Source organism: Novosphingobium sp. 18050 (assembly GCF_902706195.1).
Lineage (GTDB): Bacteria > Pseudomonadota > Alphaproteobacteria > Sphingomonadales > Sphingomonadaceae > Novosphingobium.
Window position 1 is genome coordinate 54,072 of sequence record NZ_CACSJO010000019.1, and the last position, 24,312, is coordinate 78,383.

The 24,312-nt window shown below is 66.7% G+C and carries 18 protein-coding genes; 9 read left to right on the forward strand and 9 right to left on the reverse strand.

Features of this window, described 5'->3' with window-relative positions; all coding sequences use genetic code 11:
• Window positions 1–23: 23 nt before the first annotated feature.
• Both GVL61_RS17490 and GVL61_RS17495 read right to left on the reverse strand, forming a co-directional pair.
• Window positions 24–2,303: an NADP-dependent malic enzyme gene (locus GVL61_RS17490; protein ID WP_159981946.1), complete on the reverse strand. Its 2,280-nt coding sequence runs from the start codon at window positions 2,301–2,303 to the stop codon at window positions 24–26.
• A 192-nt stretch (window positions 2,304–2,495) separates the two neighbouring features.
• Window positions 2,496–3,806 carry an Hsp70 family protein gene (locus tag GVL61_RS17495; protein ID WP_159981947.1) on the reverse strand — a complete coding sequence of 437 codons (1,311 nt, stop codon included), beginning with the start codon at window positions 3,804–3,806 and terminating at the stop codon, window positions 2,496–2,498.
• 218 nt (window positions 3,807–4,024) lie between these two features.
• On the opposite strand from GVL61_RS17495, the gene GVL61_RS17500 reads away from it, so the two are divergent.
• A complete protein-coding gene (locus tag GVL61_RS17500; RefSeq protein ID WP_159981948.1) occupies window positions 4,025–6,187 on the forward strand; it encodes a TonB-dependent receptor in 2,163 nt (720 codons plus the stop codon).
• Between the two features lie 10 nt (window positions 6,188–6,197).
• On the opposite strand, the gene GVL61_RS17505 is transcribed toward GVL61_RS17500, so the two are convergent.
• From GVL61_RS17505 to alr, 4 genes are all read right to left on the reverse strand, one after another.
• On the reverse strand, window positions 6,198–6,599 hold the full coding sequence (locus tag GVL61_RS17505) for a MerC domain-containing protein (protein WP_159981949.1): 402 nt from the start codon (window positions 6,597–6,599) through the stop codon (window positions 6,198–6,200).
• 515 nt (window positions 6,600–7,114) lie between these two features.
• Window positions 7,115–7,462 carry a RidA family protein gene (locus GVL61_RS17510; protein ID WP_043976798.1) on the reverse strand — a complete coding sequence of 116 codons (348 nt, stop codon included), beginning with the start codon at window positions 7,460–7,462 and terminating at the stop codon, window positions 7,115–7,117.
• 42 nt (window positions 7,463–7,504) lie between these two features.
• Window positions 7,505–8,767: a D-amino acid dehydrogenase gene (locus tag GVL61_RS17515; RefSeq protein ID WP_159981950.1), complete on the reverse strand. Its 1,263-nt coding sequence runs from the start codon at window positions 8,765–8,767 to the stop codon at window positions 7,505–7,507.
• The gene (gene alr, locus GVL61_RS17520) at window positions 8,764–9,894 is read right to left on the reverse strand and encodes an alanine racemase (RefSeq protein WP_159981951.1); all 1,131 of its coding nucleotides are present in this window, start codon (window positions 9,892–9,894) and stop codon (window positions 8,764–8,766) included. The genes GVL61_RS17515 and alr overlap by 4 nt, the downstream gene beginning before the upstream one ends.
• Window positions 9,895–10,034: 140 nt before the next feature.
• Here alr and GVL61_RS17525 point away from each other — a divergent pair, with 140 nt between their 5' ends.
• From GVL61_RS17525 to GVL61_RS17555, 7 genes are all read left to right on the forward strand, one after another.
• A complete protein-coding gene (locus GVL61_RS17525) occupies window positions 10,035–10,502 on the forward strand; it encodes an Lrp/AsnC family transcriptional regulator (RefSeq protein WP_159981952.1) in 468 nt (155 codons plus the stop codon).
• Between the two features lie 106 nt (window positions 10,503–10,608).
• The gene (locus GVL61_RS17530; RefSeq protein WP_159981953.1) at window positions 10,609–14,028 is read left to right on the forward strand and encodes a response regulator; all 3,420 of its coding nucleotides are present in this window, start codon (window positions 10,609–10,611) and stop codon (window positions 14,026–14,028) included.
• A 13-nt stretch (window positions 14,029–14,041) separates the two neighbouring features.
• Window positions 14,042–14,869, forward strand: coding sequence for a protein-glutamate O-methyltransferase CheR (locus GVL61_RS17535; protein ID WP_159981954.1), 828 nt, complete (start codon window positions 14,042–14,044; stop codon window positions 14,867–14,869).
• Entirely contained in the window at window positions 14,866–15,459 is a 594-nt protein-coding gene (locus tag GVL61_RS17540; protein WP_235037763.1) for a chemotaxis protein CheB, read from the forward strand. The genes GVL61_RS17535 and GVL61_RS17540 overlap by 4 nt, the downstream gene beginning before the upstream one ends.
• 5 nt (window positions 15,460–15,464) lie before the next feature.
• Window positions 15,465–16,640: an ATP-binding protein gene (locus tag GVL61_RS17545; RefSeq protein ID WP_368667130.1), complete on the forward strand. Its 1,176-nt coding sequence runs from the start codon at window positions 15,465–15,467 to the stop codon at window positions 16,638–16,640.
• 247 nt (window positions 16,641–16,887) lie between these two features.
• Window positions 16,888–18,117, forward strand: coding sequence for a CDP-glycerol glycerophosphotransferase family protein (locus GVL61_RS17550; RefSeq protein ID WP_235037764.1), 1,230 nt, complete (start codon window positions 16,888–16,890; stop codon window positions 18,115–18,117).
• Window positions 18,110–19,261, forward strand: coding sequence for a glycosyltransferase family 4 protein (locus GVL61_RS17555; RefSeq protein WP_159981956.1), 1,152 nt, complete (start codon window positions 18,110–18,112; stop codon window positions 19,259–19,261). Before GVL61_RS17550 ends, GVL61_RS17555 begins: the two co-directional genes overlap by 8 nt.
• A 16-nt stretch (window positions 19,262–19,277) precedes the next feature.
• Here the strand turns inward: GVL61_RS17555 and GVL61_RS17560 are convergent, their stop codons facing one another.
• Window positions 19,278–19,694, reverse strand: coding sequence for a hypothetical protein (locus GVL61_RS17560; RefSeq protein ID WP_159981957.1), 417 nt, complete (start codon window positions 19,692–19,694; stop codon window positions 19,278–19,280).
• A gap of 316 nt (window positions 19,695–20,010) precedes the next feature.
• Here GVL61_RS17560 and GVL61_RS17565 point away from each other — a divergent pair, with 316 nt between their 5' ends.
• Window positions 20,011–22,437 (forward strand): hypothetical protein, encoded by a 2,427-nt coding sequence (locus tag GVL61_RS17565; RefSeq protein WP_235037765.1) that lies wholly within the window; start codon window positions 20,011–20,013, stop codon window positions 22,435–22,437.
• Here GVL61_RS17565 and GVL61_RS17570 read toward each other — a convergent pair.
• A complete protein-coding gene (locus GVL61_RS17570; RefSeq protein WP_235037766.1) occupies window positions 22,434–23,555 on the reverse strand; it encodes an alpha-hydroxy acid oxidase in 1,122 nt (373 codons plus the stop codon). The two genes, GVL61_RS17565 and GVL61_RS17570, sit on opposite strands and share 4 nt — an antisense overlap.
• On the reverse strand, window positions 23,552–24,232 hold the full coding sequence (locus GVL61_RS17575) for a Fe2+-dependent dioxygenase (RefSeq protein ID WP_159981959.1): 681 nt from the start codon (window positions 24,230–24,232) through the stop codon (window positions 23,552–23,554). The genes GVL61_RS17570 and GVL61_RS17575 overlap by 4 nt, the downstream gene beginning before the upstream one ends.
• Window positions 24,233–24,312: the final 80 nt, after the last annotated feature.

Consider the following 24,312-nt stretch of genomic DNA (forward strand, 5'->3'; position numbering starts at 1 on the left):
CCCCTGTCCGCCCGTTCATAGTTTCAGTTTCCGTTATGGGCGTCTTCGTCCACGCCGCTGACCGCGATGCTGGTCAGGTTGAGGATGCCGCGTGCGGTGACGCCCGGCGACAGCACGTGGATCGGCTGCGCGAGGCCCAGCAGCATCGGCCCGATGGTGGGAGAGCTGGACGAAGCCGAGAGCGCCGTCAGGGTGATGTTGGCAGCGTCCAGGTTAGGCATGACCAGCAGGTTGGCCGCGCCTTCGAAGCGGCTGTCGGGCACCAGCTTGTCACGCAGCGCCTGGCTGAGCGCGGCATCGGCATGCATCTCGCCGTCCACCAGCAGGTTCGGCGCCGAAGCGTGGACCATCGCCGCTGCGGCGCGCATCTTGCGGGCGCTGGGGCTGTGCGAGGAGCCGAAGTTGGAGTGCGAGAGCAGGGCTACGCGCGGCTCAAGTCCGAAGCGGCGCACGGCGGCAGCGGCCAGCACGGTCATCTCCGCCACCTGTTCGGTGGTGGGATCGGGGACCATGTGGGTGTCGGTGATGAACAGCGCGCCGGCGTCGAGGATCAGGCCCGACAGCGCATAGACGCGGCCGTGCGGCTGGGTGCGGTCGATGATGCGCAGGACGTGTTCGACCTGGCCCCAGTATTCCGAATTGCCGCCGACCAGCGCCGCATCGACCCGGCCCGTGCGCAGCAGCATGGCGGCGGTAACGGTCGGGCGGCGATAGGCGTGGCGCAGTATTTCGGCAGCCGGCACGCCCTTGCGCGCGGCGACGGCGCGGTAGCCCTCGACCAGCTCGTTCATCAGCTCGTGGTCGGTTTCGGGATCGACCACGTCGACGTCGACGTCGAGCTGGAACTGCAGGCCCAGTTCGGGAAGCTTCTGTTCAAGGATACGGCGGCGGGCGACCAGGGTGGGGCGCACCATGCCTTCGTGCAGGGCGTCCTGCACCGCGCGCAGCACGCGGTCGTCCTCACCCTCGCCGTAGGCAACGCGCTTGCCTGCGCCGCGCGCGGCCTGGAAAACCGGCAGCATGACCTGCGCCGAGCGTGTGTTGAGACTGGCCAGCGAGCGCTTGTATTCGGCCAGGTCGACCGTGCGCGTGGCGACGCCGCTGTCCATCGCCGCCTTGGCGACGGCGGGCGCGATCTCGGCGATCAGGCGCGGGTCGAACGGGGTGGGGATGATGTATTCGGGGCCGAATACCAGGCGGCGGCCGCCATAGGCCTGGGCCACGCTGTCATCGGCGGGCACGCGGGCGAGGGCGGCGATCGCCTCGGCAGCGGCCGCCTTCATCGCCTCGTTGATCTGCGTTGCGCCCACGTCCAGCGCGCCGCGGAAGATGTAGGGGAAGCACAGGACGTTGTTGACCTGGTTCGGATAGTCCGAACGGCCGGTGGCGACGATCGCGTCGGGGCGAATCTCGCGGGCGATCTCGGGGCGGATTTCCGGCTCGGGGTTGGCCAGCGCGAAGATCAGCGGATTGGGGGCCAGCAGCGGCAGCCACTCGGGCTTGAGTACGCCGGGCGCGGAGAGGCCCAGGAACACGCTGGCACCGGGCAGCACTTCCGGCAGCGAGCGGGCGTCGGTGTGGCGGGCATAGCGGGCCATGTTGGGCAGCATGCCTTCGCGGCCGGAATGGATGACGCCGTCCTTGTCGGTCAGCGTGATATTCTCGATCGGCAGGCCCATCGTCACCAGCAGGTCGACGCAGGCCAGCGCTGCCGCGCCCGCGCCCGAGGTGACGAGGCGCGCGTCGGCCAGCGTCTTGCCCTGCAGCACCAGCGCGTTGCGCACGGCGGCGGCCACGGTGATGGCGGTGCCATGCTGGTCGTCATGGAACACCGGGATGTTCATGCGCTCTTTCAGCGCGGCCTCGATGGCGAAGCATTCCGGGGCCTTGATGTCTTCGAGGTTGATGCCGCCGAACGTGGGTTCGAGCAGGGCCACCGCCTCGATGAACTTTTCGGGGTCGGTGGTGTCCACCTCGATGTCGAAGACGTCGATGTCGGCGAACTTCTTGAACAGGACGGCCTTGCCTTCCATCACCGGCTTGGAGGCCAGCGCGCCGATCGCGCCAAGGCCCAGCACGGCGGTGCCGTTGGTGATGACCGCCACGAGGTTGCCGCGGGCGGTGTAGTCCAGCGCCTTGGCGGGATCGGCGGCGATCTCCATGCAGGGCGCGGCGACGCCGGGCGAGTAGGCCAGCGCGAGGTCGCGTTGGTTGACCATGCGCTTGGTGGGCTCGATCGCCAGCTTACCCGGGCGCGGGTGGAGGTGGTAATCAAGTGCCGCGCGGCGAAGGTTCTCGTCCATTATCCAGTCCTGTCCTCAGTCGTCCGGGGGCGCATCGCCGTAGCGATTAGCCAGCGCTGTGCCCCCAAACACGGTTACGCCGCCGTTGTCGAGCCGGGAGGGCGCAAAATCGCCCGTCAGACACATGGGGGAAGCAATTCCGGGCCTTGTCACCGTCCCAAAGCTGATCCGGGCCGGCATATCTCTTCATCCTCAGGCCGCGACGGTCCATTCGGCCAGTTCGTCGGCCTGTCCGATCAGGGCGAGGCCGTGGGCGATCGAGGTCAATTCGTTGCCGCTGTCGATCCGGTCTGCCCCGAAACGCTGCTCGAACAGGGCGCGCACGGCCGGGATCAGCGAGGAGCCGCCGGTCAGGAACACGCGGTCGATCTCATCCGCGCGCAGGCCTGCGCTGGCGAGCGCGGTGTCGAGCGTCTCTGCGATCTGCGCGAGGTCCGGCGCGATCCAGCTTTCGAATTCGGCGCGGCTTACTTCTGACTCGATGGTCAGGTCGTCGCTCTCGAAGCGGAAAGCGGCGTGGCTCTCGCTCGACAGGGTGCGCTTGAGACGGCCCACCGCTTCGTAAAGCGGATAGCCCAGCTCGTTCTCGACGACGGCGATCATGCGCCCGATGGTGGCGGGATCGGTGGCGCTGTGCTGCAACCGCGCCAGTTCCGCCAGCGTGCGCCGGTTGCGCATCAGGGCAAGGCGCGACCAGTCGCCGAAATCGGTGAAGTGGCCGTCGGGAATCTCCAGTACCTTGTCGAACGAGCGATAGGTGCTGCCCTTGCCCAGCATCGGCAAGACGAGGCGGTCCATGATGCGAAAGTCGAAGCGGTCGCCGGCGATGCCGATACCCGCCGAGCCCAGCGGCACGCAGCGCCGCGCCGCGCCCGGAGCATCGACGCGCACGATCGAGAAATCGCTGGTGCCGCCGCCGAAATCGGCCACCAGCAGGGTCGCCGCCTCTTCCAGCTTCGAGGCGTGGCCATAAGCGGCGCCGAGCGGTTCGTAGACGTAATGGACCTCGCGCCCGAGCATCCCGAACATCGCATCGTAGCGGGTGCGGGCCAGCGCTTCGTCCGGGCGCGAGCCGACGTAGCGGACCGGACGGCCTACGACGACGCGTTCGGGCAGGGTCTTCAGCGCCGCGCCGCCGTGCGCAATCAGATGTTCCAGGAATATCCGGCCCAGTTCCTCGAAGCGCAGGCGCTTTTCGAAGATGGTCGCCTGATCGAACAGCGGGTTGGCCGCTACCGATTTGAACGACTGGAGGAAGCGGCTGCCCTGCGGAAAGTCGAGGAATTCCGAGATCGCCCAGGGCCCGGCCTCATGCGCGATGCCCGACATCAGGCCGCCGCGAACGTCGGGGTCCTGCCAGAAGCACAGCGCGGTGCGGAACACCGAGGCGGAGCCGCCGGGGGCGCGGAAGTCGACAAGGCTGGCCTCGCCGTCCGCTGTCGCCAGGGCGGCTACCGAGTTGGTGGTGCCGAAGTCGATACCAATGGCCTGCACGGCGGACATGGCGTGAAATTCCTTCTGAGCGCAAGCGGCCGGAGCCTATGACAGTGCATGGCAAATCGCGCAACCGTAACGGCTGTTCTCGCAGATGCAGCACGAATTTGGCAACAATGTGGAAACGATGTTGTAACGTATCATTGGAGAGTGTAGCAGCTGGGGTGCGCAAGTCCTCCCCCTTGCGTCAACAACGATATTGTATTCTCTTGCGTTCGAGGTTCCCCATGAGGTTTCGATTGCTTTCCGGCTGCGCGCTCGCGGCCGTCCTGCTCCCCGCCGCTGCCTACGCCGAGACAAGTGATGCAACTGCGAACGCCGCGGCGCCCGCCGCTGCGGATACGGGGGGCGCCTCCAAGAATGACGATACCTACCACGCCGGTCAGGGCAGCGAGATCGTCGTCACCGGCGTTTTGCCGACCAACCGACAGGACATGCTTTCCAGCGTCGCTGTAGTGCAGGGCACCGAATTGACGCAGTCGCTTCGCCCCTCCATCGGCGAGACCCTGCAGCACCAGCCCGGCGTTTCGGCCACCTCGTTCGGTCCCAGCGCCTCGCGCCCGGTTCTGCGCGGCCTTCAGGGTGAGCGCGTGCGCATCCTGACCGACGGCATCGGCTCCATCGACGTGTCGAACACCTCGGTGGACCATGCGGTCGTCGTCAACCCGCTACTGGCAGAGCGTATCGAAGTGCTGCGCGGGCCGCAGTCGCTGCTCTATGGCTCGTCGGCCATCGGCGGCGTCGTCAACGTCATCGACAAGCGTATCCCGACCAAGGTGCCGGCCGAAGCGGTCCACGTCGGCGCGCTGGCAAGCTATGGTTCGGCGGCCGACGAACGCTCCTTCTCGGGCGCGGTGGACGTGCCGCTGTCCTCGCAGTGGGTCGCCCATGTCGACGGCAGCTACCTCAAGAGCGATGACGTGCGCATCGGCGGCCATGCGCTGACCCCGGCGCTGCGGGCCCAGGCGCTGGCTTCCAGCCTCCAGCCTGCCGACCCCGCCGACGCGGAGCCGATCGACTTCGCCGCCAATGCCGGCATCAAGGGCAAGCTGCCCAATACCGCCGCCAAGACATGGACCGCCGGGGCCGGCATCGCCTACATCGGCGACAGCGGCAATTTCGGCATCTCCTACGGCCATTACGACAGCCTATACGGTGTGCCGGTACGCTATGCGACGCAGCAGGGCGAAGAGCAGGAAGCACCGCGCCTCAAGCTGAAGCAGGACCGCGTTGACGCCCGCGCGGAGATCGACGTGAACTCGGGCTTCCTCGACAAGGTCTCGATGCGGCTCGGCTATGCCGATTATTCGCACTTCGAACTGGAGGAAGACGGTTCGGTCGGCACGGCGTTCTACAACAAGGGCATGGAAGGCCGCCTGGAATTCACCCAGGCCAAGCAGGGCGTCTGGCGCGGCGTGACCGGCGCGCAGCTGTTCACGCGCGACTTCAACGTGGTGGGCGACGAGGCGTTCCTGCCGAAGAATTCGACCAGCCAGATCGGCCTCTTCACCCTCCAGCAGCTGGATTACGGCACGCTCAAGTTCGAAGCCGGCGCGCGTTATGAGCACACCAACCTCAGCGCCAACCCGCTTGCTGACCAGTCGCAGTTCTTCGACGGCAGCCGCACCTTCGATGCGTTCTCGGGCTCGCTGGGCGCATCCTACGCACTGTCGGATGACTGGCGCGTCGGCCTCAACCTGTCGCGCACGGAGCGCGCACCTTCGGGCGAAGAACTCTTCGCCAACGGACCCCATGCCGGAACCGAGGCGTTCGAAGTGGGCAATCCCGACTTCAAGCTCGAAAAGTCCTGGGGCGTTGAGGCGATCCTGCGCGGCAAGGGTACGAACTATACCTTCGAGGCATCGGCCTATCACACGTGGTTCTCGAACTTCATCTACGAAGGGCAGACGGGCGCGCTGGAGGACGGCCTTCCGGTCTTCCAGTCGTACCAGGCCGATGCGCGCTACTACGGCTTCGAGGCGCAGGGCACGCTGACCCTGGCGCGGTTCGGGGATTCGAAGATCGTCGCCGATGCGCTGGGCGATTATGTCCATGCCAACATCGTCAGCGTCGGCCCGGCGCCGCGCATTCCGCCTCTGCGCGTGCTGGGCGGCCTCAGCTTCCAGGCGCCGAAGTTCGACCTGCGCGGCGAAGTGGAGCATGTCACCGACCAGAAGCGGATCTCCGACTTCGAGACCCCGACCGACGGTTACACCATGGTCAACGCCGAGGTGAACGTGCGTCCCTGGGGCACCGAGCGGCCGATCAGCTTTGCGCTTTCGGCGAACAACATCTTTGATGTGGTGGCCCGCCGCGCGGCCTCGTTCCTCAAGGACTACGCCCCGCTTTCCGGCCGCGATATTCGCCTGACCGCCAAGCTGGACTTCTAGAGGAGCCGGTTCAACCGCCGCAGCGCACCGCGCTGCGGCGGCGCCAGTTGGCGATGTGGGCTGCCGCAAGGCACAGGCTGCCGGCGACCGTCAGCCCGGTTTCTATCGCATACCATTCGGCAAAGACCAGCCCGAAGCCCATCAGCAGCAATCCGGCAATTCCGACCACCAGCGGACCGAAGGCCCGGTGACGGCGCCAGCCCCCGATCAGCGCCAGCGCGCTTGTCGGCAGGGCGATCAGGAGGACGGCCGCGTGGAAGCCTTCACCCACGCCGATCCGGTCCGCCACTGCGGGCAGCGCCGCCAGCACCAGCGGCAGGGCAAGGCAGTGCACCATGCACGCGAACGAGGCGCAGACCGCAAACCCGTCGAGAATGCCTTCCACGCGGGCGCCGGGGGTCTGAACGGTCATATTGGTCTTTCGATTGGGAAACTGCATTTAAGATATGTGATAACGTATCATTATTTTCAAGGCATACGAAACGAGGAATTTCGCCGCGTGCCATCGCCCGCTGGCGAGCGCGGGATGACGCCAGGGAAATTCAGCGGACGGGCTGCGGCCGGCGCTGGGTTTGGTCGCCAGCATCAGGCGACTAGTGCTGGACCCTGCCTTTTGATCGCGAACGGCTGGTAAGGGGCGTGACCTCGTGTGACTTCCAGCTCGACCCTGCGGTGCATGGGGGTGAGGGGGCGGGTTCGCACTCTTGCCCTCTTCCCTGAGGGCACACCCTCAAGTTCATCCACGCATCCATGAATTGCGGCTTGTCCGGTCCGCACCGGACGCCGACCGCTTCGGGAGCATGGAGTGTCAGCTACCCACCCCCGACCCGTCACGCCGCAGCATATAACCTATATGGTTATAAATGTCAATGTCAGCGCTTCGGGAAAGGCGCGCGCGGCCGGGCAGGCCCCGCGCGCGCTTTCGCATCAGGCCCTGGCGGCGGTGACGATGATTTCGACCTTGTAGCCGGGCGCGGCCAGCTTGCCTTCGCTGGTGGCGCGGGCCGGGGCGGGGTGGCCGGCGATCCAGGCATCCCACACGGCGTTCATTTCCTCGAAGTCGGCGATGTCGGCCAGCCAGATCGTGGCCATCAGCAGGTGGTCCTTGCTGCTGCCGGTCTTCTCCAGCAGGGCCTCGATTTCGGCGAGGGTGGTCTTCGTCTGCTCGGTGACGCTGGCGCCTTCCTCGCCCACCTGACCGGCGAGGTAGATGGTGTCGCCGTGGATCACTGCCTCGCTCATGCGGGCGCCCTGGTCGATGCGGGTGATGGTCATTGTCGGTCCTCTTGCGTGGTCGCCGTGTCCGGCTAGGTGCGTTTAGGCGGCGTTCCGGTAGCGGCTGATCGCCAGGTCCGCCGTCTCGATCGCGGGGGGGCGCCCGGCGATGATATCGGCGATGACGTGAGCCGATCCGCAGGCCATCGTCCAGCCCAGCGTGCCGTGGCCGGTGTTGAGAAAGAGGTTGGGGACCTTGGTGGCCCCGATCACCGGCGTGCTGTCCGGCGTCATCGGGCGCAGTCCGCACCAGAACGATGCGGCCGCCATGTCGCCCGCGCCGGGGAACAGCGAGCCGGCCGAATGCTCCAGCGTTGCCCGGCGGGCAGGCGGCAAGTCCTTGGTGAAGCCGGAAATTTCGGCCATGCCGCCAACGCGAATACGGTCTCCCAGCCGGGTGATCGCCACCTTGTAGCTTTCGTCCAGCAGGGTGGAGACGGGCGCGCGCGCCTCGTCCACGATGGGCACGGTGATCGAATAGCCCTTCACCGGATAGACCGGCAGGCGAATGCCCAGCGGCGCCACCAGCTGCGGCGAATAGCTGCCCATCGCCACCAGATAGGCATCGGCGACAAGGTTGCCCGCATCCGTCTCGACATGGGTAATCCGCCCGCCCTCGGCCGCAAGCCGGGTGATCGCAGTGTCGTTCAGGAAGCGCACGCCCTGCGTTGCCGCCATTTGTGCAAGGGCATTGGTGAACTTGAAGCAGTCGCCGGTTTCGTCGTGCGGCAGGCGCAGACCGCCCGCGAGCGGCACCTCGCTATTGGCGAGGCCGGGTTCGGCGGCCACGCATCCGGTGGGGTCGAGAACCTCGAACGGCACGCCGTCGGCCTTGAGCACGGCGATATCCTTGCCCACGCCGTCGAGCTGCTTCTGCTCGCGGAACAGCTGGAGCGTGCCCTGGCTACGCTCGTCATAGCGGATGCCGGTAGCCCCGCGCAGCTCGATCAGACGGTCGCGGCTGAATTCGGCGAGGCGCACCATGCGGCTCTTGTTGATGGCATAGTCGCGGGCATTGCAGTTGCCCAGCATCGCCGCCAGCCAGCGCATCATCGCCATATCCGCATGGGGGCGCAGGATCAGCGGGGCGTGGCGCATCATCAGCCAGCGCACGGCCTTCATAGGAATGCCCGGCGCGGCCCAGGGGGAGGCGTATCCGGGCGAGATCTCACCCGCATTGGCAAAGCTGGTTTCCAGCGCCGGGCCGCTCTGACGGTCGACGACGACGACCTCGTGCCCCGCCTGCGCCAGATACCACGCCGAGGTCACGCCGATGACGCCGCTGCCGAGAATCGCGATCTTCATGGTGCGCTGCTCCGGTCGTGCATGGTGTCGTGCGCGGGGGCGAGGGCGGGCAGATGAACCCGTTCGTACCGGCGGCTGAGCTGGGTGAGGATTTCGTAGGAGATGGTGCCCGCGTCCGCAGCTACCGTGTCGAGGGTCTGGTGCGGGCCGATCAGTTCCACCGCGGCGCCGGGGTACAGGTGTTCGGCGGGAACGTCGGTCACGTCCAGGGTGATGCTGTCCATCGACACCCGGCCGACCACCGGCACTCGGATGCCCGCGATGAAGCCGCTCCCCCGGTTGCCCAGGCAGCGCGGCCAGCCATCGGCATAGCCCACCGGGATCGTGGCGATGCGGCTTTCGCGGGTGACGTGGTGGGTCAGCCCGTAACCGACGCCGGTGCCTGCCGGGATCGTCCGCAGCTGGGCAACGCGCGCTTCGAGAGCGACGACGGCCCGCATCGGGTTCGGCCCGTCGGAGGGCGCGCCGCCGTACATCGCGATGCCGGCCCGCACGATGTCGAAATGACCGCGGGCAAGGAACGCGCCGCCGCTGTTGTCGAGCGCGCGGGGTACATGCGGGAACCGCGCGGTGATCGCCTCGAAGCGGCTGGCCTGCGCGGCGTTGGCGGCGTCGGCAGGTTCGTCGGCGCAAGCCAGGTGGCTCATGATGAGGCGCAGGTCGATGTTCTCAAGAAGGGCAGGCGCGGCCAGCAGCGCGTCGATCTCATCCGCCGGCAGACCCATGCGCGACATGCCGGTATCGACCTGCAGCACACCGGGCAGCACGCGCCCTTGCGCTGCCGCCAGCGCCGCCCAGCGTTCTATCTGGTCGAGCGAATTGAGCACCGGGATCGCGCCGATCGCCAGGCACTGGGCTTCGGCGCCGGGCATCAGGCCGTTGAGGACGTAGAGCGGAATGTCGCCGAGCAGATCGGGTTTCAGGGCCTGCGCCTCGCCCAGCAGCGCAACGAAGAGGTGGCGGCAGCCTGCGTCGATCAGTGTGTGGGCGACCTTCGCGGCGCCCAGGCCATAGCCGTCTGCCTTGACCACGCCGGCGACCTGCGCGGGCGCGACCTGCCGGCAGAGCAAGCGATAGTTCGCTGCCAGAGCCTCGAAATCGATGGTCAGGACTGCACCGGCCGTCACGAAAGCCCCCGCGTTGTTTTGCCGGCGCTGGCCGGACGTATCATCATATCGCATATTTCACCGAATTTTCTGCCAGACAGCAGCATGATCCGCTATAAGAAGCGCAGTTCTGCAACTTTATGCGAGGCGTGCGCAATACCATGTCATGGACGCCCGACAACATCGATCGTGCCATCCTTCGCCTGCTGCGCGTGGACGGGCGCCGTCCGAATTCCGAGATCGCGCAGGAAGTTGGCCTGTCGCCCTCGGCCTGTCTGCGCCGGATCAAGATCCTCGAGGATCGCGGCGTGATCCGGGGTTACACTGTCATTACCGGCCCCCACGAGGACGATGAGCGCGGCGTGGACATTCTGGTCCAGGTCACGCTCGACCGGCAGACCGAGGACTATCTTTCGCGCTTCGAACATGCGGTGCGTCAATGCCCCGAAGTTCGTGAATGCTTCCTGATGACCGGCGACGTCGATTACTGGCTGCGGCTGCGCACTGAAAATGTGGCCGCTTACGAGGCAATCCACGGCGAAGTCCTCTCGCGCCTGCCGGGGGTGACGCGCATCAGTTCCAGCTTCGCAATGCGGGACGCCCTTAGACCCCGGCGGCAGCGGCGATAAGGCGGGCACAAGGCTCTGGTCCGGCGCGGGCATGATCGGATTACCTTGATCTTGCCTCGGAATCCCCGCAAGCCTCAGCTTCCGGTGACCCCATTCTGGCAGGTAAATGCAAGTTACGTCCCATCGCGTTGGTTCCCCTTCGAAACGCGGCTTCGATCCCCGCTCCGCATTCGGCCTTGTAGTGGCGCTGCTGTTCTTCCTCGTCAGCGGGACGGTCGCTTATTTCAATGTGCGCGTACTGCGCGACGATGCGCAGAAGATCGCCCATTCGCACGAGGTGATCGTGGCGGTGAACGCGCTGTTGTCCTCCTTGCAGGACGCCGAGACCGGCCAGCGCGGCTACCTGCTCACCGGCAAGGACAGCTACCTTGTTCCCTATAGCCGCGCTGTGGCCGACGTCGACGAGCGCTTCGCCGCCATCGCCGCCCTGACGCGTGAGAATTCCGAGCAGCAGGCCCGGCTGCAACCGCTGCGCCGCCATATCGACGGCAAGCTGGCGGAGCTGAAGGAAACCGTCGACCTGCGCAAGAAGGTCGGCATCGGCGCCGCACTGGCCGTCGTCGAAACCGATCGCGGCAAGATCGAGATGGACGAAGTGCGCGCGCAGCTCGAAGTCATGCACGTGGAAGAAGCGCGGTGGCGCCTCCAGCAGCAGGCCGAGATGGCGCAGGCCTATCGCTCCGCCTGGATCAGCGGCGTGTTGTCCTGCGCGCTGGGGATCGTGCTGACGCTGGCGATCGGCCTGCTGATTCGCCGCGCCGCAGTTACCGCGGATCGCCAGCAGTGGCTTCAGGCCGGGCAGGTCGATCTTGGCGCGGTCATGCTGGGTGATCAGAACAGCGAGCAGCTGGGTGATAGCGTATTGGCCTTCCTCGTGCGGTTCACAGGCGCGCAGGCCGGGGCGCTCTTCGCGGCCGAGGGCGGGCATTATCGCCGCGTCGCATCCTACGGCGTGCCGGTCGACGCGCAGCTGGTGGAGCGTTTTTCGCTGCGGCAGGGCCTGCTGGGGCAGGTCGCGGCGGACGGCGAGCCGGTGCTGCTGGCCGATATTCCCGACGGCTACCTGACCATTGGCTCCACCTTCGGCAGCGACAAGCCGCGCCACCTGCTGATCGCGCCGGTCTTTGCCGACAAGGCGGTACAGGGCGTGATCGAGCTGGGCTTCCTGCAGCCGGTGGACGGACAGATCCTGGCATTCCTGTCCGAGATTTCCGGCGCGGTGGGCGTGGCCCTGCGTTCGGCCCGCTACCGCGCGCAGTTGCAGCACCATGCAGAGGAACTGCAGGTCCAGAGCGAGGAACTGCGCGTCTCCAACGAGGAGCTGGAGGAGCAGGGCCGTGCGCTCAAGGAATCGGCCGCGAACCTCGAACAGCAGCAGGTCGAGCTGGAGCAGACCAATTCGCAGCTTGAGGAACAGGCGCAGTTGCTGGAAGCCCAGCGAGACGACCTCGCGCGCTCCAACTCCGTCGTCGAACTGAAGGCGCGCGAGCTGGAACAGGCGAGCCGCTACAAGTCCGACTTCCTCGCCAACATGAGCCACGAACTGCGCACGCCGCTCAATTCGCTGCTGATCCTCTCCAAGCTGCTGGGCGACAACCGGGGCGAGAACCTGACCGGCGAGCAGGTCCAGTACGCACGCACGATCGAATCCGCCGGCAACGATCTGCTGGCGCTCATCAACGACATCCTCGACCTGTCGAAGATCGAGGCAGGGCATCTTCAGATCAGGCCGGAATCGGTGTTGGTCGAACGTCTTGCGGGCGATCTTCGGCAGGTTTTCCAGCCCATTGCCACGAACCGCAAGCTGGCCTTCGAGATCGCGATCGCGCCTGGCTCGGCAAGCACGATCGAGACCGATCGCCAGCGTATCGAGCAGATCCTCAAGAACCTTCTGTCGAATGCGTTCAAGTTCACCGAGACGGGCAGCGTGCGGCTGGAAGTGGGGCCGGACGGGGACGACCGCATCCTGATTTCCGTCACCGATACCGGCATCGGCATTCCCGAAGAACAGCAGCAGGCGATCTTCGAGGCGTTTCGCCAGGCCGACGGAACCGTCAGCCGCAAGTACGGCGGCACCGGCCTTGGCCTGTCGATCTCGCGTGAGCTGGCGCGCCTGCTTGGTGGTTCGATCTCGCTCACCAGCGTGGCCGGGCAGGGCAGCCGCTTTGCCCTGTCGCTGCCGGTCGCCTATGATCCCGGCGAGGTGGCGGCGCGTGTGGAACCTGTGGAACCGGCAGCGGCAAGCCAGACTGCACGGATGGCTGCCCCGGCCGCCAAACCGCGTCCCGTACCGTTGCAACGGCAGGTAGAGGACGACCGCGACGCGCTCACCTCCACCCAGCGCGTGCTGCTGGTGGTGGAGGACGACGCTTCTTTCGCGGGCATCGTGCGCGACATTTCGCGCGAGATGGGTTTCCAGTGCCTGGTTACCGGCACCGCTGAGGAAGCGCTGCATCTTGCCCGCACCTTCAAGCCCCACGCCGTGGTGCTGGACGTGGGCCTGCCCGACCAGTCCGGCCTTGCCCTGCTCGACCGCCTCAAGCGCGACGTCGAGACGCGGCATATCCCGGTCCATGTCGTCTCGGGCAGCGACCATACGCAGACCGCGCTGTCGCTCGGCGCGATCGGCTATCTCATCAAGCCGGTGAAGCGCGAGGAACTGGCCGACGTGCTCGATGCACTGGCCGCCAAGCTGGCTTCGGATGCGCGCCGCGTGCTCATCGTCGAGGACGATGACGTGCAGCGCGATGCGGTGGGCAGGCTGCTCGCTACGGGTGAGGTGGAGACGGTCGGCGTCGCCACGGCCGCCGAGTGCCTGGAGGCCCTCAAGACACAGACGTTCGACTGCATGGTGCTGGACCTCAACCTGCCCGATGCCAGCGGCTTCTCGCTGCTGGAGACGCTCTCCAAGGAGAACGCCTATTCGTTCCCGCCGGTGATCGTCTACACCGGCCACGACCTGACCACCGAGGACGAGCAGCGCCTGCGCCGCTATTCGGATTCGATCATCATCAAGGGCGCGCGTTCGCCCGAGCGCCTGCTCGACGAGGTTTCGCTGTTCCTGCACCAGGTCGTCACCGAACTGCCGCCCGAACAGCAGACGATGATCCGCGCCGCGCGCAACCGCGACGCCATTCTCGAAGGGCGCCGCATCCTCGTGGTGGAGGACGATGTGCGCAACGTCTTCTCGCTGACCAACATCCTCGAGCCGCAGGGTGCCGTGGTGGAAATCGCGCGCAACGGGCAGGAAGCGCTCGACGCGCTCGAAAGCGCATCGGACGACGATGCCCGGCGGATCGACCTTGTGCTGATGGATGTGATGATGCCGGTGATGGACGGGCTGACCGCCACGCGCGCGATTCGAAAGGACCCGCGCTGGACCAAGCTGCCGGTCATCGCACTGACCGCCAAGGCCATGCCCGACGATCAGGAACGCTGCATCGAATCCGGTGCGAACGACTACATGGCCAAGCCTCTGGACGTGGACAAGCTGCTCTCGCTGGTCCGCGTCTGGATGCCGCGCTAAGGCTGCGGGCACCATGGAAGACGAGAAGATCGAGGACATCGAGATCCGCCTCCTGCTGGAGGCGCTCTACCGGCGTTATCACTACGACTTCCGCAATTACGCGCAGGCTTCGATCAAGCGCCGGCTGCGCCAGGCGCGCGAGCGTCAGGGCGTGGCGACTTACTCCGCGCTTCAGGACAAGTTGCTCCACGATCCCGCCGCCGCCGCAAGGGTGCTGCGCTTCCTGACCGTGCAGGTCAGCGATTTCTTCCGCGATCCCTCGTACTTCAAGGCGATCCGCGAGAAAGTGGTGCCGCACCTCAAGACTTATCCTTCGCTCAAGGTGTGGATCGCGGGCTGCAGTGCGGGCGAGGAACTCCACTCCCTTGCCATCCTGTTCCGCGAAGAAGGGCTGGAGGAGCGCACGCTTTTCTATGCCACCGACATCAATCAGGACGCGCTGGAGGCCGCCTCGCGCGGCATCTACCCGCTGGACCGGATGAAGGCTTTTACTGAAAACTACCGCCTCTCGGGCGGTCGGGCATCGCTTTCGGATTACTACAGCACCGGCTACGGGGGCGCGGTGTTCGACAAGTCGCTGCGCGAACGGGTGCTGTTTTCAGACCACAGTCTGGTCACCGATGCGGTCTTTTCCGAGATGCAGCTGATATCCTGCCGCAACGTGATGATCTACTTTGATCGCCAGCTTCAGGACCGTGCTGTGGGCCTGTTCCGCGATTCGCTGGGGCGGGGCGGCTTCCTGGGCCTCGGCTCGAAGGAGACCCTGCGTTTTTCCGAGCATGTCGACGCCTTCTCCGAATTCGTGCGCGAGGAGAAGATTTACCAGAGGCGCAAGGCTTGAGCGAACCGGGGGTGAGCGCGCGCAGGACGCCGGATGCGGTGGTCATCGGCGCCTCTGCCGGGGCGATCCAGGCGCTGCTGCACATCCTGCCCGCACTACCGGAAGACTATGCGCTGCCGGTGCTGATCGTCGTCCATGTTCCTCCGGGGCGGCGCAGCGAGTTGACGATGCTGTTCGCGGCCAAGTGCCGCCTGCCGGTGGGCGAAGGGGAGGACAAGGAGCCGATCCTGCCCGGAACGGTGACGTTCGCACCGCCCGATTATCATATGCTGGTCGAGCCGGGCGGGACGATTTCGCTCTCGCGCGATGAACAGGTGCTCTTCTCGCGGCCCTCCATCGATGTCCTGTTCGAAAGCGCTGCGGACGCCTATGGTCCGGGTCTCGTCGGTGTGGTGCTGACGGGAGCCAACGAGGACGGGGCGCAGGGTCTCGCCGCCGTGGCACAGGCGGGAGGGATGACGCTCGTGCAGGATCCGGCGAGTGCTTATGCGCGCGCGATGCCTGAGGCTGCGCTGAAAGCGTGCCGCGCGGCGCGCAGGATGTCGCTCGACGGGATCGTCGCGGCCCTGCTTGCGGCGGGGACGCGGTGATGTCGATGAACGCACCTGTTCCCGTGCTGCTGGTAGACGACCTGCCCGCCAACCTGCTCGCGCTGGAAGGCCTGTTGCAGCGCGACGACCTCGTTCTGCTCAAGGCGCAGTCGGGCGAGGAAGCGCTGGAACTGCTGCTGCAGAACGATGTGGCACTGGCCCTGCTGGACGTACAGATGCCGGGCATGGATGGCTTCGAGCTGGCGGAAATCATGCGTGGGTCCGAACGCACGCGCCACGTCCCGATCATCTTCGTGACGGCCGGCAGCTCTGACCGTCAGAGGCGTTTTCGGGGCTACGAGGCGGGGGCGGTGGACTTCATCGCCAAGCCGATCGAGCCGCACGTCCTGCGCAGCAAGGCGGACGTCTTCTTCGACCTCTATTGCCAGCGCCGCCAGATCGCGACCCAGTGCGACGAACTGGCGGCTTCGGCGGTTGCGCTGCGTGACGCGGACCGCGCCAAGGACCAGTTCCTTGCCGTCCTGGCCCACGAACTGCGCAATCCAGTGGCCGCCCTGATGAGCGGGCTGGACCTGCTGAACCGTCAGCGCGCGCCCGAACAGGCAGAGATGATCCGCGGTCAGATGGAACGGATGCTGTTCCACCTCGCCCGGCTGGTCGAGGACCTGCTCGACGTGTCGCGGATCAGCGAGGGCAAGATTTCCCTCAAGACCGGGCGGATCGAACTGAAGGATGTCCTGCTTTCGGCCATCGAGGCCAGCCGGCACAATATCGACGCCGCCGGGCACCGGCTCAACGTCGATATGCCGAGCAGCGCCGTATGGCTGGAGGTCGATTATACCCGGCTGGCGCAGGTCGTGGCCAACCTGCTGAACAATGCCGCCAAGTACACGCCCGCAGGCGGGGACATCGGCCTGTTCGCGGCAGCGGACGAGAACTGGGTCGAAATCCGCGTCTCGGACAATGGCGTGGGTATTCCGGCGGACATGCAGGCGCGCATCTTCGAGATATTCACACAGGTCGAAAACCACCGTGCCCGCGCGCAGGGCGGCCTTGGCATCGGCCTTGCGCTGGTGCGGCGACTGGTCTTGCTGCACGGCGGCAGCATCTCGGTCGCCAGTGAGGGGCAGGGCAAGGGCAGCACGTTCACGGTGCGGCTGCCGACCATGCGCGGGCAGGGCGAAGACATCGAGCAGGCGCCCGCGGTGCCCAAGGGATAGCGCCTCGGGCCAAAGAACGGCTTCTCCGACCTGATCGGGCGTTGCTGACCCGGCCCGCCCTTTCAATACCCTTGCCGCCCCGTAGGAGCCCCGTGCCGATCCCGCCTGCCCGTCCCGCCTGCCCGGTGCGCAGGGCAGGCTGCCGCGCGATTGTTGCATCGCGTCAGGGAGGCTGAGACACGCTGAAATTCGCAGGCAACGGGGTGGGGATAGCCGCAATATACCAAGGCTAGGAACGGAGAAGGCCATGCTTCGACCGATCGAGCTTCGCGCCGATCTGGCAGCGCCGCAGAAGGTCTGCTTCTTTTTCAACGCGCAGCTGCACCATGTTTTCCACGCTATGCCCCTGGCAGTCGAGATGTCGCGCGATCCGCGTTTCGCGGTCGATATCATCGCGATGACCGAGGATCACGTCACGCTGGCAAAGGATATTGCCGCGCGCCACGGCGCCGGCAACCTCGATATCCTGCGCGTGGGTAGCCCGCTGCTGTCCGCGATCACCGGTCTGACGGGCGGCGCCACGCCGCCCAAGTTGCCGGCGTTGGCGTCGGCACGGTCGCTGCTGACGGGCTACGACGCGATCGTCGTGCCGGAGCGGACTTCGCTGCTGCTGCGCTTCGCGGGGCTGCACCGCACGGCGTTCATCCATACCTGCCACGGCGCCGGAGACCGCGCGGTCGGCTATGACCGCCGTATCCGCCAGTTCGATTTCGTGCTGCTGGCGGGCGAGAAGCAGCGCCGGCGAATGCTGGAGAAGCGCCTGATCCGCGAAGGACACTATGCCGTCGTTGGCTATGGCAAGTTCGACCTGACCGAACGCGGGCTGCCTGACCGCTTGTTTCCCGACGACCGGCCGATCGTGCTCTACAACCCGCATTTTTCGAAGCGACTTTCGTCGTGGCGGGAGATGGGCCTCGACGTGATCCGCCAGTTCGCACGGGACGATCGCTTCAACCTGATCGTTGCGCCGCATATCCGTCTTTACGACAACCGCCGCCGCCGCGCGCGGATGGAGCGGCAGCTTGCCGAATTCGCCAGTCTGCCGAACATCCATGTCGATCTGGGAAGCCCGGCGAGCGTGGATATGCGCTATACCCGCGCGGCTTCGGTCTACCTTGGCGACGTCAGCAGCCAGGTCTACGAATTCGTGGTGCGCCCGCGCCCTTGCCTGTTTCTCGACGCCCAAGATGTGCAGTGGGAGGGCAACCCCAACTACCGCCACTGGCAATATGGCCCCGTCCACCGTAGCAGCGCGGGGATCGTCGACAAGGTGGCGACCGCCATGGCCGATCACGACGTTTATGCCCCCACCCAGCGGGAGGGCGTGGCCGAGACCTTCGACCGCGAGGCGGGGCGTTCCTCTGCGCGCGCAGCCAGGGCGGTGGGCGATTTCCTCGCCCGCCGTGAGGCTGCTCGCGGTGCAGGGCGCCTGCCGTCAACGGAGCGCCCCGGCCGCAATGTCCTCGTTCATGAGTGAGCGCCGCTCCCGCATCTGGGTCGTCGCGCGGGTCCATGGGCCTGACGAGGGCGGCGTGCAGACTTACGTTGCGCAAGTGGCGCAGGGCTATGCGCGCGCGGGCCGGGAGGTAACCGTCTTCGCCAAGTCTTCGGTGGGACCGCGCCGCGTGGTGGACGGGCATGTCACCCTGATCGACGTCGGGCCTGCTTCGCAACTGCGCGTCTATGCACGGCTGGCCGGTGCCATGGCGCGGGCATGGGCTGGGGGCGAGCGGCCCGAAGCTATCCATGCCTGCACCTGGCGCGCCGCTATCCCGGCGTTGCCGTTTCGCCGTCCGCTGATCGTGACCGTCCACGGCCGCGAGATCGGACGGCCCGGCGGCGTCGCCTTTCGCCTGATGAGCGGCGTGCTTTCGCGTGCGGCGCGGGTCGTGGCCGTTAGCGATGCGACGCGGACGTTGACGCTCTCACGCCTGCCCGCGCTGGCCGACCGCTGCGTGGCGGCATGGAACGGCGTGGTGGTTCCTCCTCAGCGGCCCGAAACCGGCAATGCCGTGCCGCGTATCATCACCGTGTGCCGGCTGGTGGCGCGCAAGAACGTCGCCGCCGCCGTGCGCGCGGTGTCGGACTGCCGCGCCGGGGGTATCGCCATCGCCTATGCCGTGATCGGCCGGGGCGAGGACGAACCGGCGGTGCGCGAAGCCGTCGCGGATGGCGCGGTCATAGCCGGGCCCGGCGGCCTCGCCATGACCGGCTATGTCAGCGACGAGGAACTCGCGCAGCGCTACTGCACTGCCGACATCTTCCTCCACCCACAGATCGCGCTGGAGGGCGGGGCCGAGATGGAAGGCTTCGGCCTGAGCGTGGCGGACGCGATGGCGCAGGGTATTCCCTGCATCGTCGGGCGCGATGGCGGGCCGGGCGAACTGGTTCGGGACGGTGTCGACGGACTGGTCGTTGATGGACGCACGCCGGCGGAAATCCGCGCTGCAGTAGCGCTTCTTGCCCGCGATCCGGTCTACCGCCGCAAGCTGGGCGAGAACGCGCGGGCCTTCGCCGTTCAGAACTTCTGTTGGGACCGGCACTGCCGACTGGCGGTTGCAGGCGTGATACCTGAGGCTCAGGACGCTGGGCTTCCTTTTCAGGAAGCGGCCACCGCCTGAGCATGCGGCGGGCCGGTCAGGGCTGCGTTCCGACCGGTCCGCTCATTACCAGCACCATCATGATCCGGGTCGAGCGTATCGCGCTGTCGAGTGCGCGCGCCGTTCCGGTAGGGCAATCGATGCAATCTTCCTGCGGGACCGAACCGTCGAGCAGGCCGATCAGCATCGCTTCGTCGCGGCTGAGGTCCCTGCCGGTTCCGGTGGCAAATGGGCGGCTCAGCGCGCTTTCGCACAGGGCCATGAGGCTGTCGAAGGCAGGGGTCATCATTTCCCAGTGGCGCGGCGAAAGCAGGGCATAGAGCCGCGCCTGCACGGGCAGTCCATGATCGCGGGCGGAGCGCCAGCGGCGGGCGACGGAAGTCACGAGAGCGGATGGAGAAACCGGCCTGCGGGCCGGGGCGGCGGCACGGGCGATGGCGGAATGCATCATCATGACTTCCTCCCCGGGCACAGGGCGGCGATCGATGATAGGGACTGTCGTTGCGCCATGGCGCGTGATCTCCTTTGTCCTCATCCCCTGATCCTTGATTGTTTTGTAGAATAATTGCGAATGATTCTCAATATAAAGAATTGTAACAATTGCTGTCAGTTCGTTTCGGGATCGGGGTTGCAGGACAGGACGGCGCCGCATTTTCGGGAACATCCGGGCCGATTGCCGGATTACGATGGGCATGTACGCAGCCGGTGGATGCGGCTAAAGGGGGCTGCGGGGGCGCAGTGTCAGGACAAATGACGGGAATTTTCGCTCCTTGCCGAACGATTTGACGAACCGCCCGGCCTTCCGGCCCCTGCTGCCACCTTTGCTGGCCGCTGCCACTTGCGTGATCCCGATGACCGCTGCCGCCGATCCGGCGCCGTTCGAGCTGACCGGGCCGGACTTGCAGATCGAGGTCACGCGGGGGGAAAAGACCCTGCCGATCGCCAAGGTCCCCAGCCTTGCGGCGGGTGACAAGGTGGTCGTCCGGGGGGCATTCTCCGAGGATCAGGGCGCGAATTTCGTGCTGGTTTCCGCCTTCCTGCGCGGCGCTACCAATCCGCCGCCCAAAGACTGGATCGACATTGCCCGCACCTGGAAGTCCAAGGACAAGGACAAGGCGCTAACCTTGACCGTCCCCAAGGGCGCGCGCCAGCTGGTGCTGCTGATGGTGCCGGAAACCGGCGGTGCTGAAGGCGCGCTGGTCGACGCGGTGCGCGGCAAGCCCGGCGAATTCGTGCGTGCCAGTCAGGACCTCAACCAGGCCAGCCTCGACCATTCGCGCCTGATCGCCTTCATGGCCGCGGTCCGTGCGCAGGATGACAACGGGCCAGAATACCTGCGTACCGTGGCGCCGACACTGGCGAACAGCCTGTCGATCAAGCTTCAGGCAGACTGCCTGTCAAAGGTGATCGAACAGCAGGCATCGTGTCTGGTGCAGAACCGCGAATCGCTGGTGCTCAGCGACGTGCATTCCAGTTCGATCGCCGATACGCTCACCGGCACGCCGACCGACCTTGCCCTGCAGCTTAGCGCCACGCGGGAGGCCGGGGCGGGCTATTACAGCGCCTACATCGGTGTCGCCCGCGACATCGCGCGCATCTTCGGCGCGTTCAGCAACCCTTCCTTCAATTACCTGCCGACGCTGAGCGTGCGCAACGATGAGACGATGTCGCTGCTCCTCAATGCTGCGCCTTCGTTTCAGAAGCCCAAGTCGGTCATGGTCACTGCGCTCCCGGCGATCGAGGCGGACATTCCCCCGCAGCTGCGCGGCACTGCCAAAGCGCCCATCTGCGCCGCGGAGACAGGCGCGGTGCTGCCGGTAGAAGGGGCGCCGCTGGTGTTCTCGACCCAGTTCGCCCACGCCATGCAGGTCCGCCTTACTTCGGCATCGGGACAAGTGCTGGAAGTGGCGGCGACGCCGCGCGCCGACAAGGGCGGCTATCAACTCGCTGCCGAAAGCCTGCCCGCTGCCTTTACCGGCACCGTGCGGGCGCACCTGCATGGCCTATGGGGGTTTGCCGGGTTTGAGGGGCCGGACTTCGTGCTCCAGCGGCCCGATGGCGGCGCCTGGAAAGTGGCGGGCCAGGATGCCGCCGACGGCATGATCGTGGGCCGCGACAACGAAGTGGCCCTGGAAGGCAGCGCCCCGTCCTGCGTCGAGGAAGTCACGCTGCGTCAGGGTAATGGCGCTGCCATGCCGCTCAAGTGGCGGGCCGTTCAGGACAACCGCCTTGCCTTGACGGTGCCGCTGGAAGGCGCGCGTCCGGGGGATATGCGCATCGAGGTGCGCTATCAGGGCGCGAAGGAACCGGCGGCCGTCACTCTCAGGGCCCGCGCCGAGGCAAGCCGGCTGGATGCGCTGGAACTGCATGCCGGGGATACCCATGCCAGCCTGACCGGGCAGCGGCTCGATCAGGTCCGCACGCTCATGGTGGGCAATGTCGAGTTTCGCCCCGATGGGCTGACCCGTGAAGGCGCGGTCGACCGGCTGCGGCTGACCGCTCAAGGCACCGGACATGCCCCCGATCAGGGCGATGCGGCCAAGGCAATCGTCAAGCTGGAGGATGGGCGCAGCCTGCCCATGCAGGTCCGCGTTGCCCCGCCGCGTCCGCAAGTCTCGCTGCTGAACCGCACCGTCAATCCCGCCGCCGTCGCCAAGGGCGCGCGCGCGCTGGACCTCGGCGCGGCCGGGGATCTGCTGCCGGATACCGGCGAGCTGGTGTTCTCGGTCAAGGCCGGGGGCGGCATGAAGCTGGGGGCGCTGGACACGGTGGAGATCGCGGCGGCCGATGGTGAAAGCGTCGTGCGGCTGGGAGCGGGCAAGGGCCTGACGCTGGAAGGCCCTGAAGTGCTGGTGGCCCGCCTCAAGGGCGCGGATATTCCCGCGGGCACCTTTGGCCCCTTGCGCTTCCGGTTGCTGCGCGGCGGCGCTACGGCGGGTGACTGGCAGCCATTGGCAACGCTGGTGCGCCTGCCGGGCATCGAGGATGTGGTATGCGAGGCAGAGGAGTGCACGATCACCGCGCGCTCGCTGTTCCTCGTAGACGCGGTGGGCGCGGATGCCGGGTTTGCGAAAGCCGCCACGGTGCCGCCGGGTTATACCGGCTCCGCGCTGAAGGTGCCGAAGCCTGCGGACGGAGTGCTCTATCTGCGCCTCAGGGATGCGCCCGGTACGCCGGTGAAGCTGCCGGTCGGCTAGGCGCCCAGCGCCACCAGACGCTCCGCGCCGAGCAGGGCCACGCGGGGACAGCCCAGCTGCGCCATCGCGGCTTCCAGTTCGGTACGCAAAAGGTGGATCACATGGGCGAGGCCGGGCATTCCGGCTACCGCCAGCCCGTGCATTTGCGGGCGGCCTATCAGCACGGCGCTGGCCCCCAGAGCCAGCGCCTTGACCACGTCCGTACCTTGCCGAACACCGCCGTCGAGCAGCAGCGGCACGTGTCCCCGCGTCGCTTCGGCCACTGCCTGAAGCAGGTCCAGCGCGCTGGGCAGACCGTCCAGCACGCGGCCGCCGTGGTTTGAAACGATCAGGCCGTCCGCGCCTTCGTCCACGGTTCGGCGGGCGTCGTCGCCCAGAACCAGACCTTTGACGAGGATCGGTAAGCTCGTGGCGCTGCGCAGCCAGGCGAGATCGGCCCACTTGGGCGCCGCGTCGGTCAGCGGAGTGCCCAGGAGAATGCGTCCACCGGGCAGCGAGGTCTGACGCGGACGCGGCATTCCGGCGAGGTTCACCGCGTCTACCCCCGGCGGCAGGGTCATGCCCGCAGGTTTCAGCCCCGCGTCAATGGTCAGCACGATTGCTTCGTAGCCGGCAGCCTCGGCTCGGCGCAGCAGTTGCAGGCTATGTTCACGCTCGGGCTGGAGGTAGAGCTGGAACCATAGCGGGGCGGGCTTCCTGCCGAGTTCTTCGGTCAGCGCGCGGCCAGCGGCGGCGATGTCCTCCAGCGATGCGCTGGCGAGGGTGCTGACCACCATCCCGGTATCCAGCGCGGCAGCGGCGCGCACGGCTGCCAGTTCGCCCTCCGGGTGGGCGAGGCGCATATAGGCCAGCGGCGCGAGCAGGATCGGGGATGCGTGGGAGCGACCGAAAAGGTCGATCCGGGTGTCGCCGTCGAGGTCGGCCATGGCGCGCGGCAGCAGGCCGATGCGGTCGAAGGCCGCGCGGTTTTCGCGCAAGGTGACTTCCCTGCCGGCACCTTCCCGGATGTGGTGCCAGACCTGATCCGTCATGTGCAGCGGGGCGCGGGCCTCGTAGTCGGTCAGGCTGCGCAGGTCGGCGGGAATCGTGGTCAGCGGCGGCAGCGGGACTTCGCTCACGTGGCCGACCACTGGCGCAGGAGGTTGTGGTAGACCTGCGTCAGAGTGTCTACCGAGGCATGTTCGGGATGGTCGGTGGCGACCGACTGGATCGCGCCGTCCAGTTCGAACATCAGTCGCCGCCTTTCGGGTGAGGCGACGAAGCTCTGGGTCCAGAAGAACGAGACGAAGCGCGTACCTCGTGTCACCGGCATGACCCGGTGCAGGCTGGAGCCGGGATAGACGATCATGTGGCCGGCGGGCAGCTTGGCGCTGTGGGTGCCGAACATGTCCTCGATGACAAGTTCGCCGCCGTCGTATTCCTCGGGGTCGCTGAGGAACAGGGTGCTCGACACGTCGGAGCGCAAGTGATCGCCGGTGCCGGGGATGGGGAATATCGCGTTGTCGACATGGTTGCCGTAGTGGCCGCGCCCGTCATAGCGCGAGAAGCGCGGCTGCAGCACGCGCGCGGGCAGGGCGGCGGCGATGAACAGCGGTGTCTGGGCAAGGCGGGCAAGGACGCGGTCCGCCAGTTGCCGCGCCAGCGGATGGTCGAGCGCGAGCTGCTCGTTCTCCTTCACGCGGACGGCGCGGTGGCCGGCGGTGGCGCGTCCGTCAGCCCAGTCTGCGTTTTCGAGGGCACTGCGGATTTCGCGCACTTCGGACGCGTCGAAAAGCTCGGGAATTTCGATGACCATGCAGACTCTCTTGCCCAATATTCGGGGCGTGACAATGATCGTGATCAAGGGGCGAAGGCCCGGCGGGTGTACTCGGCAGG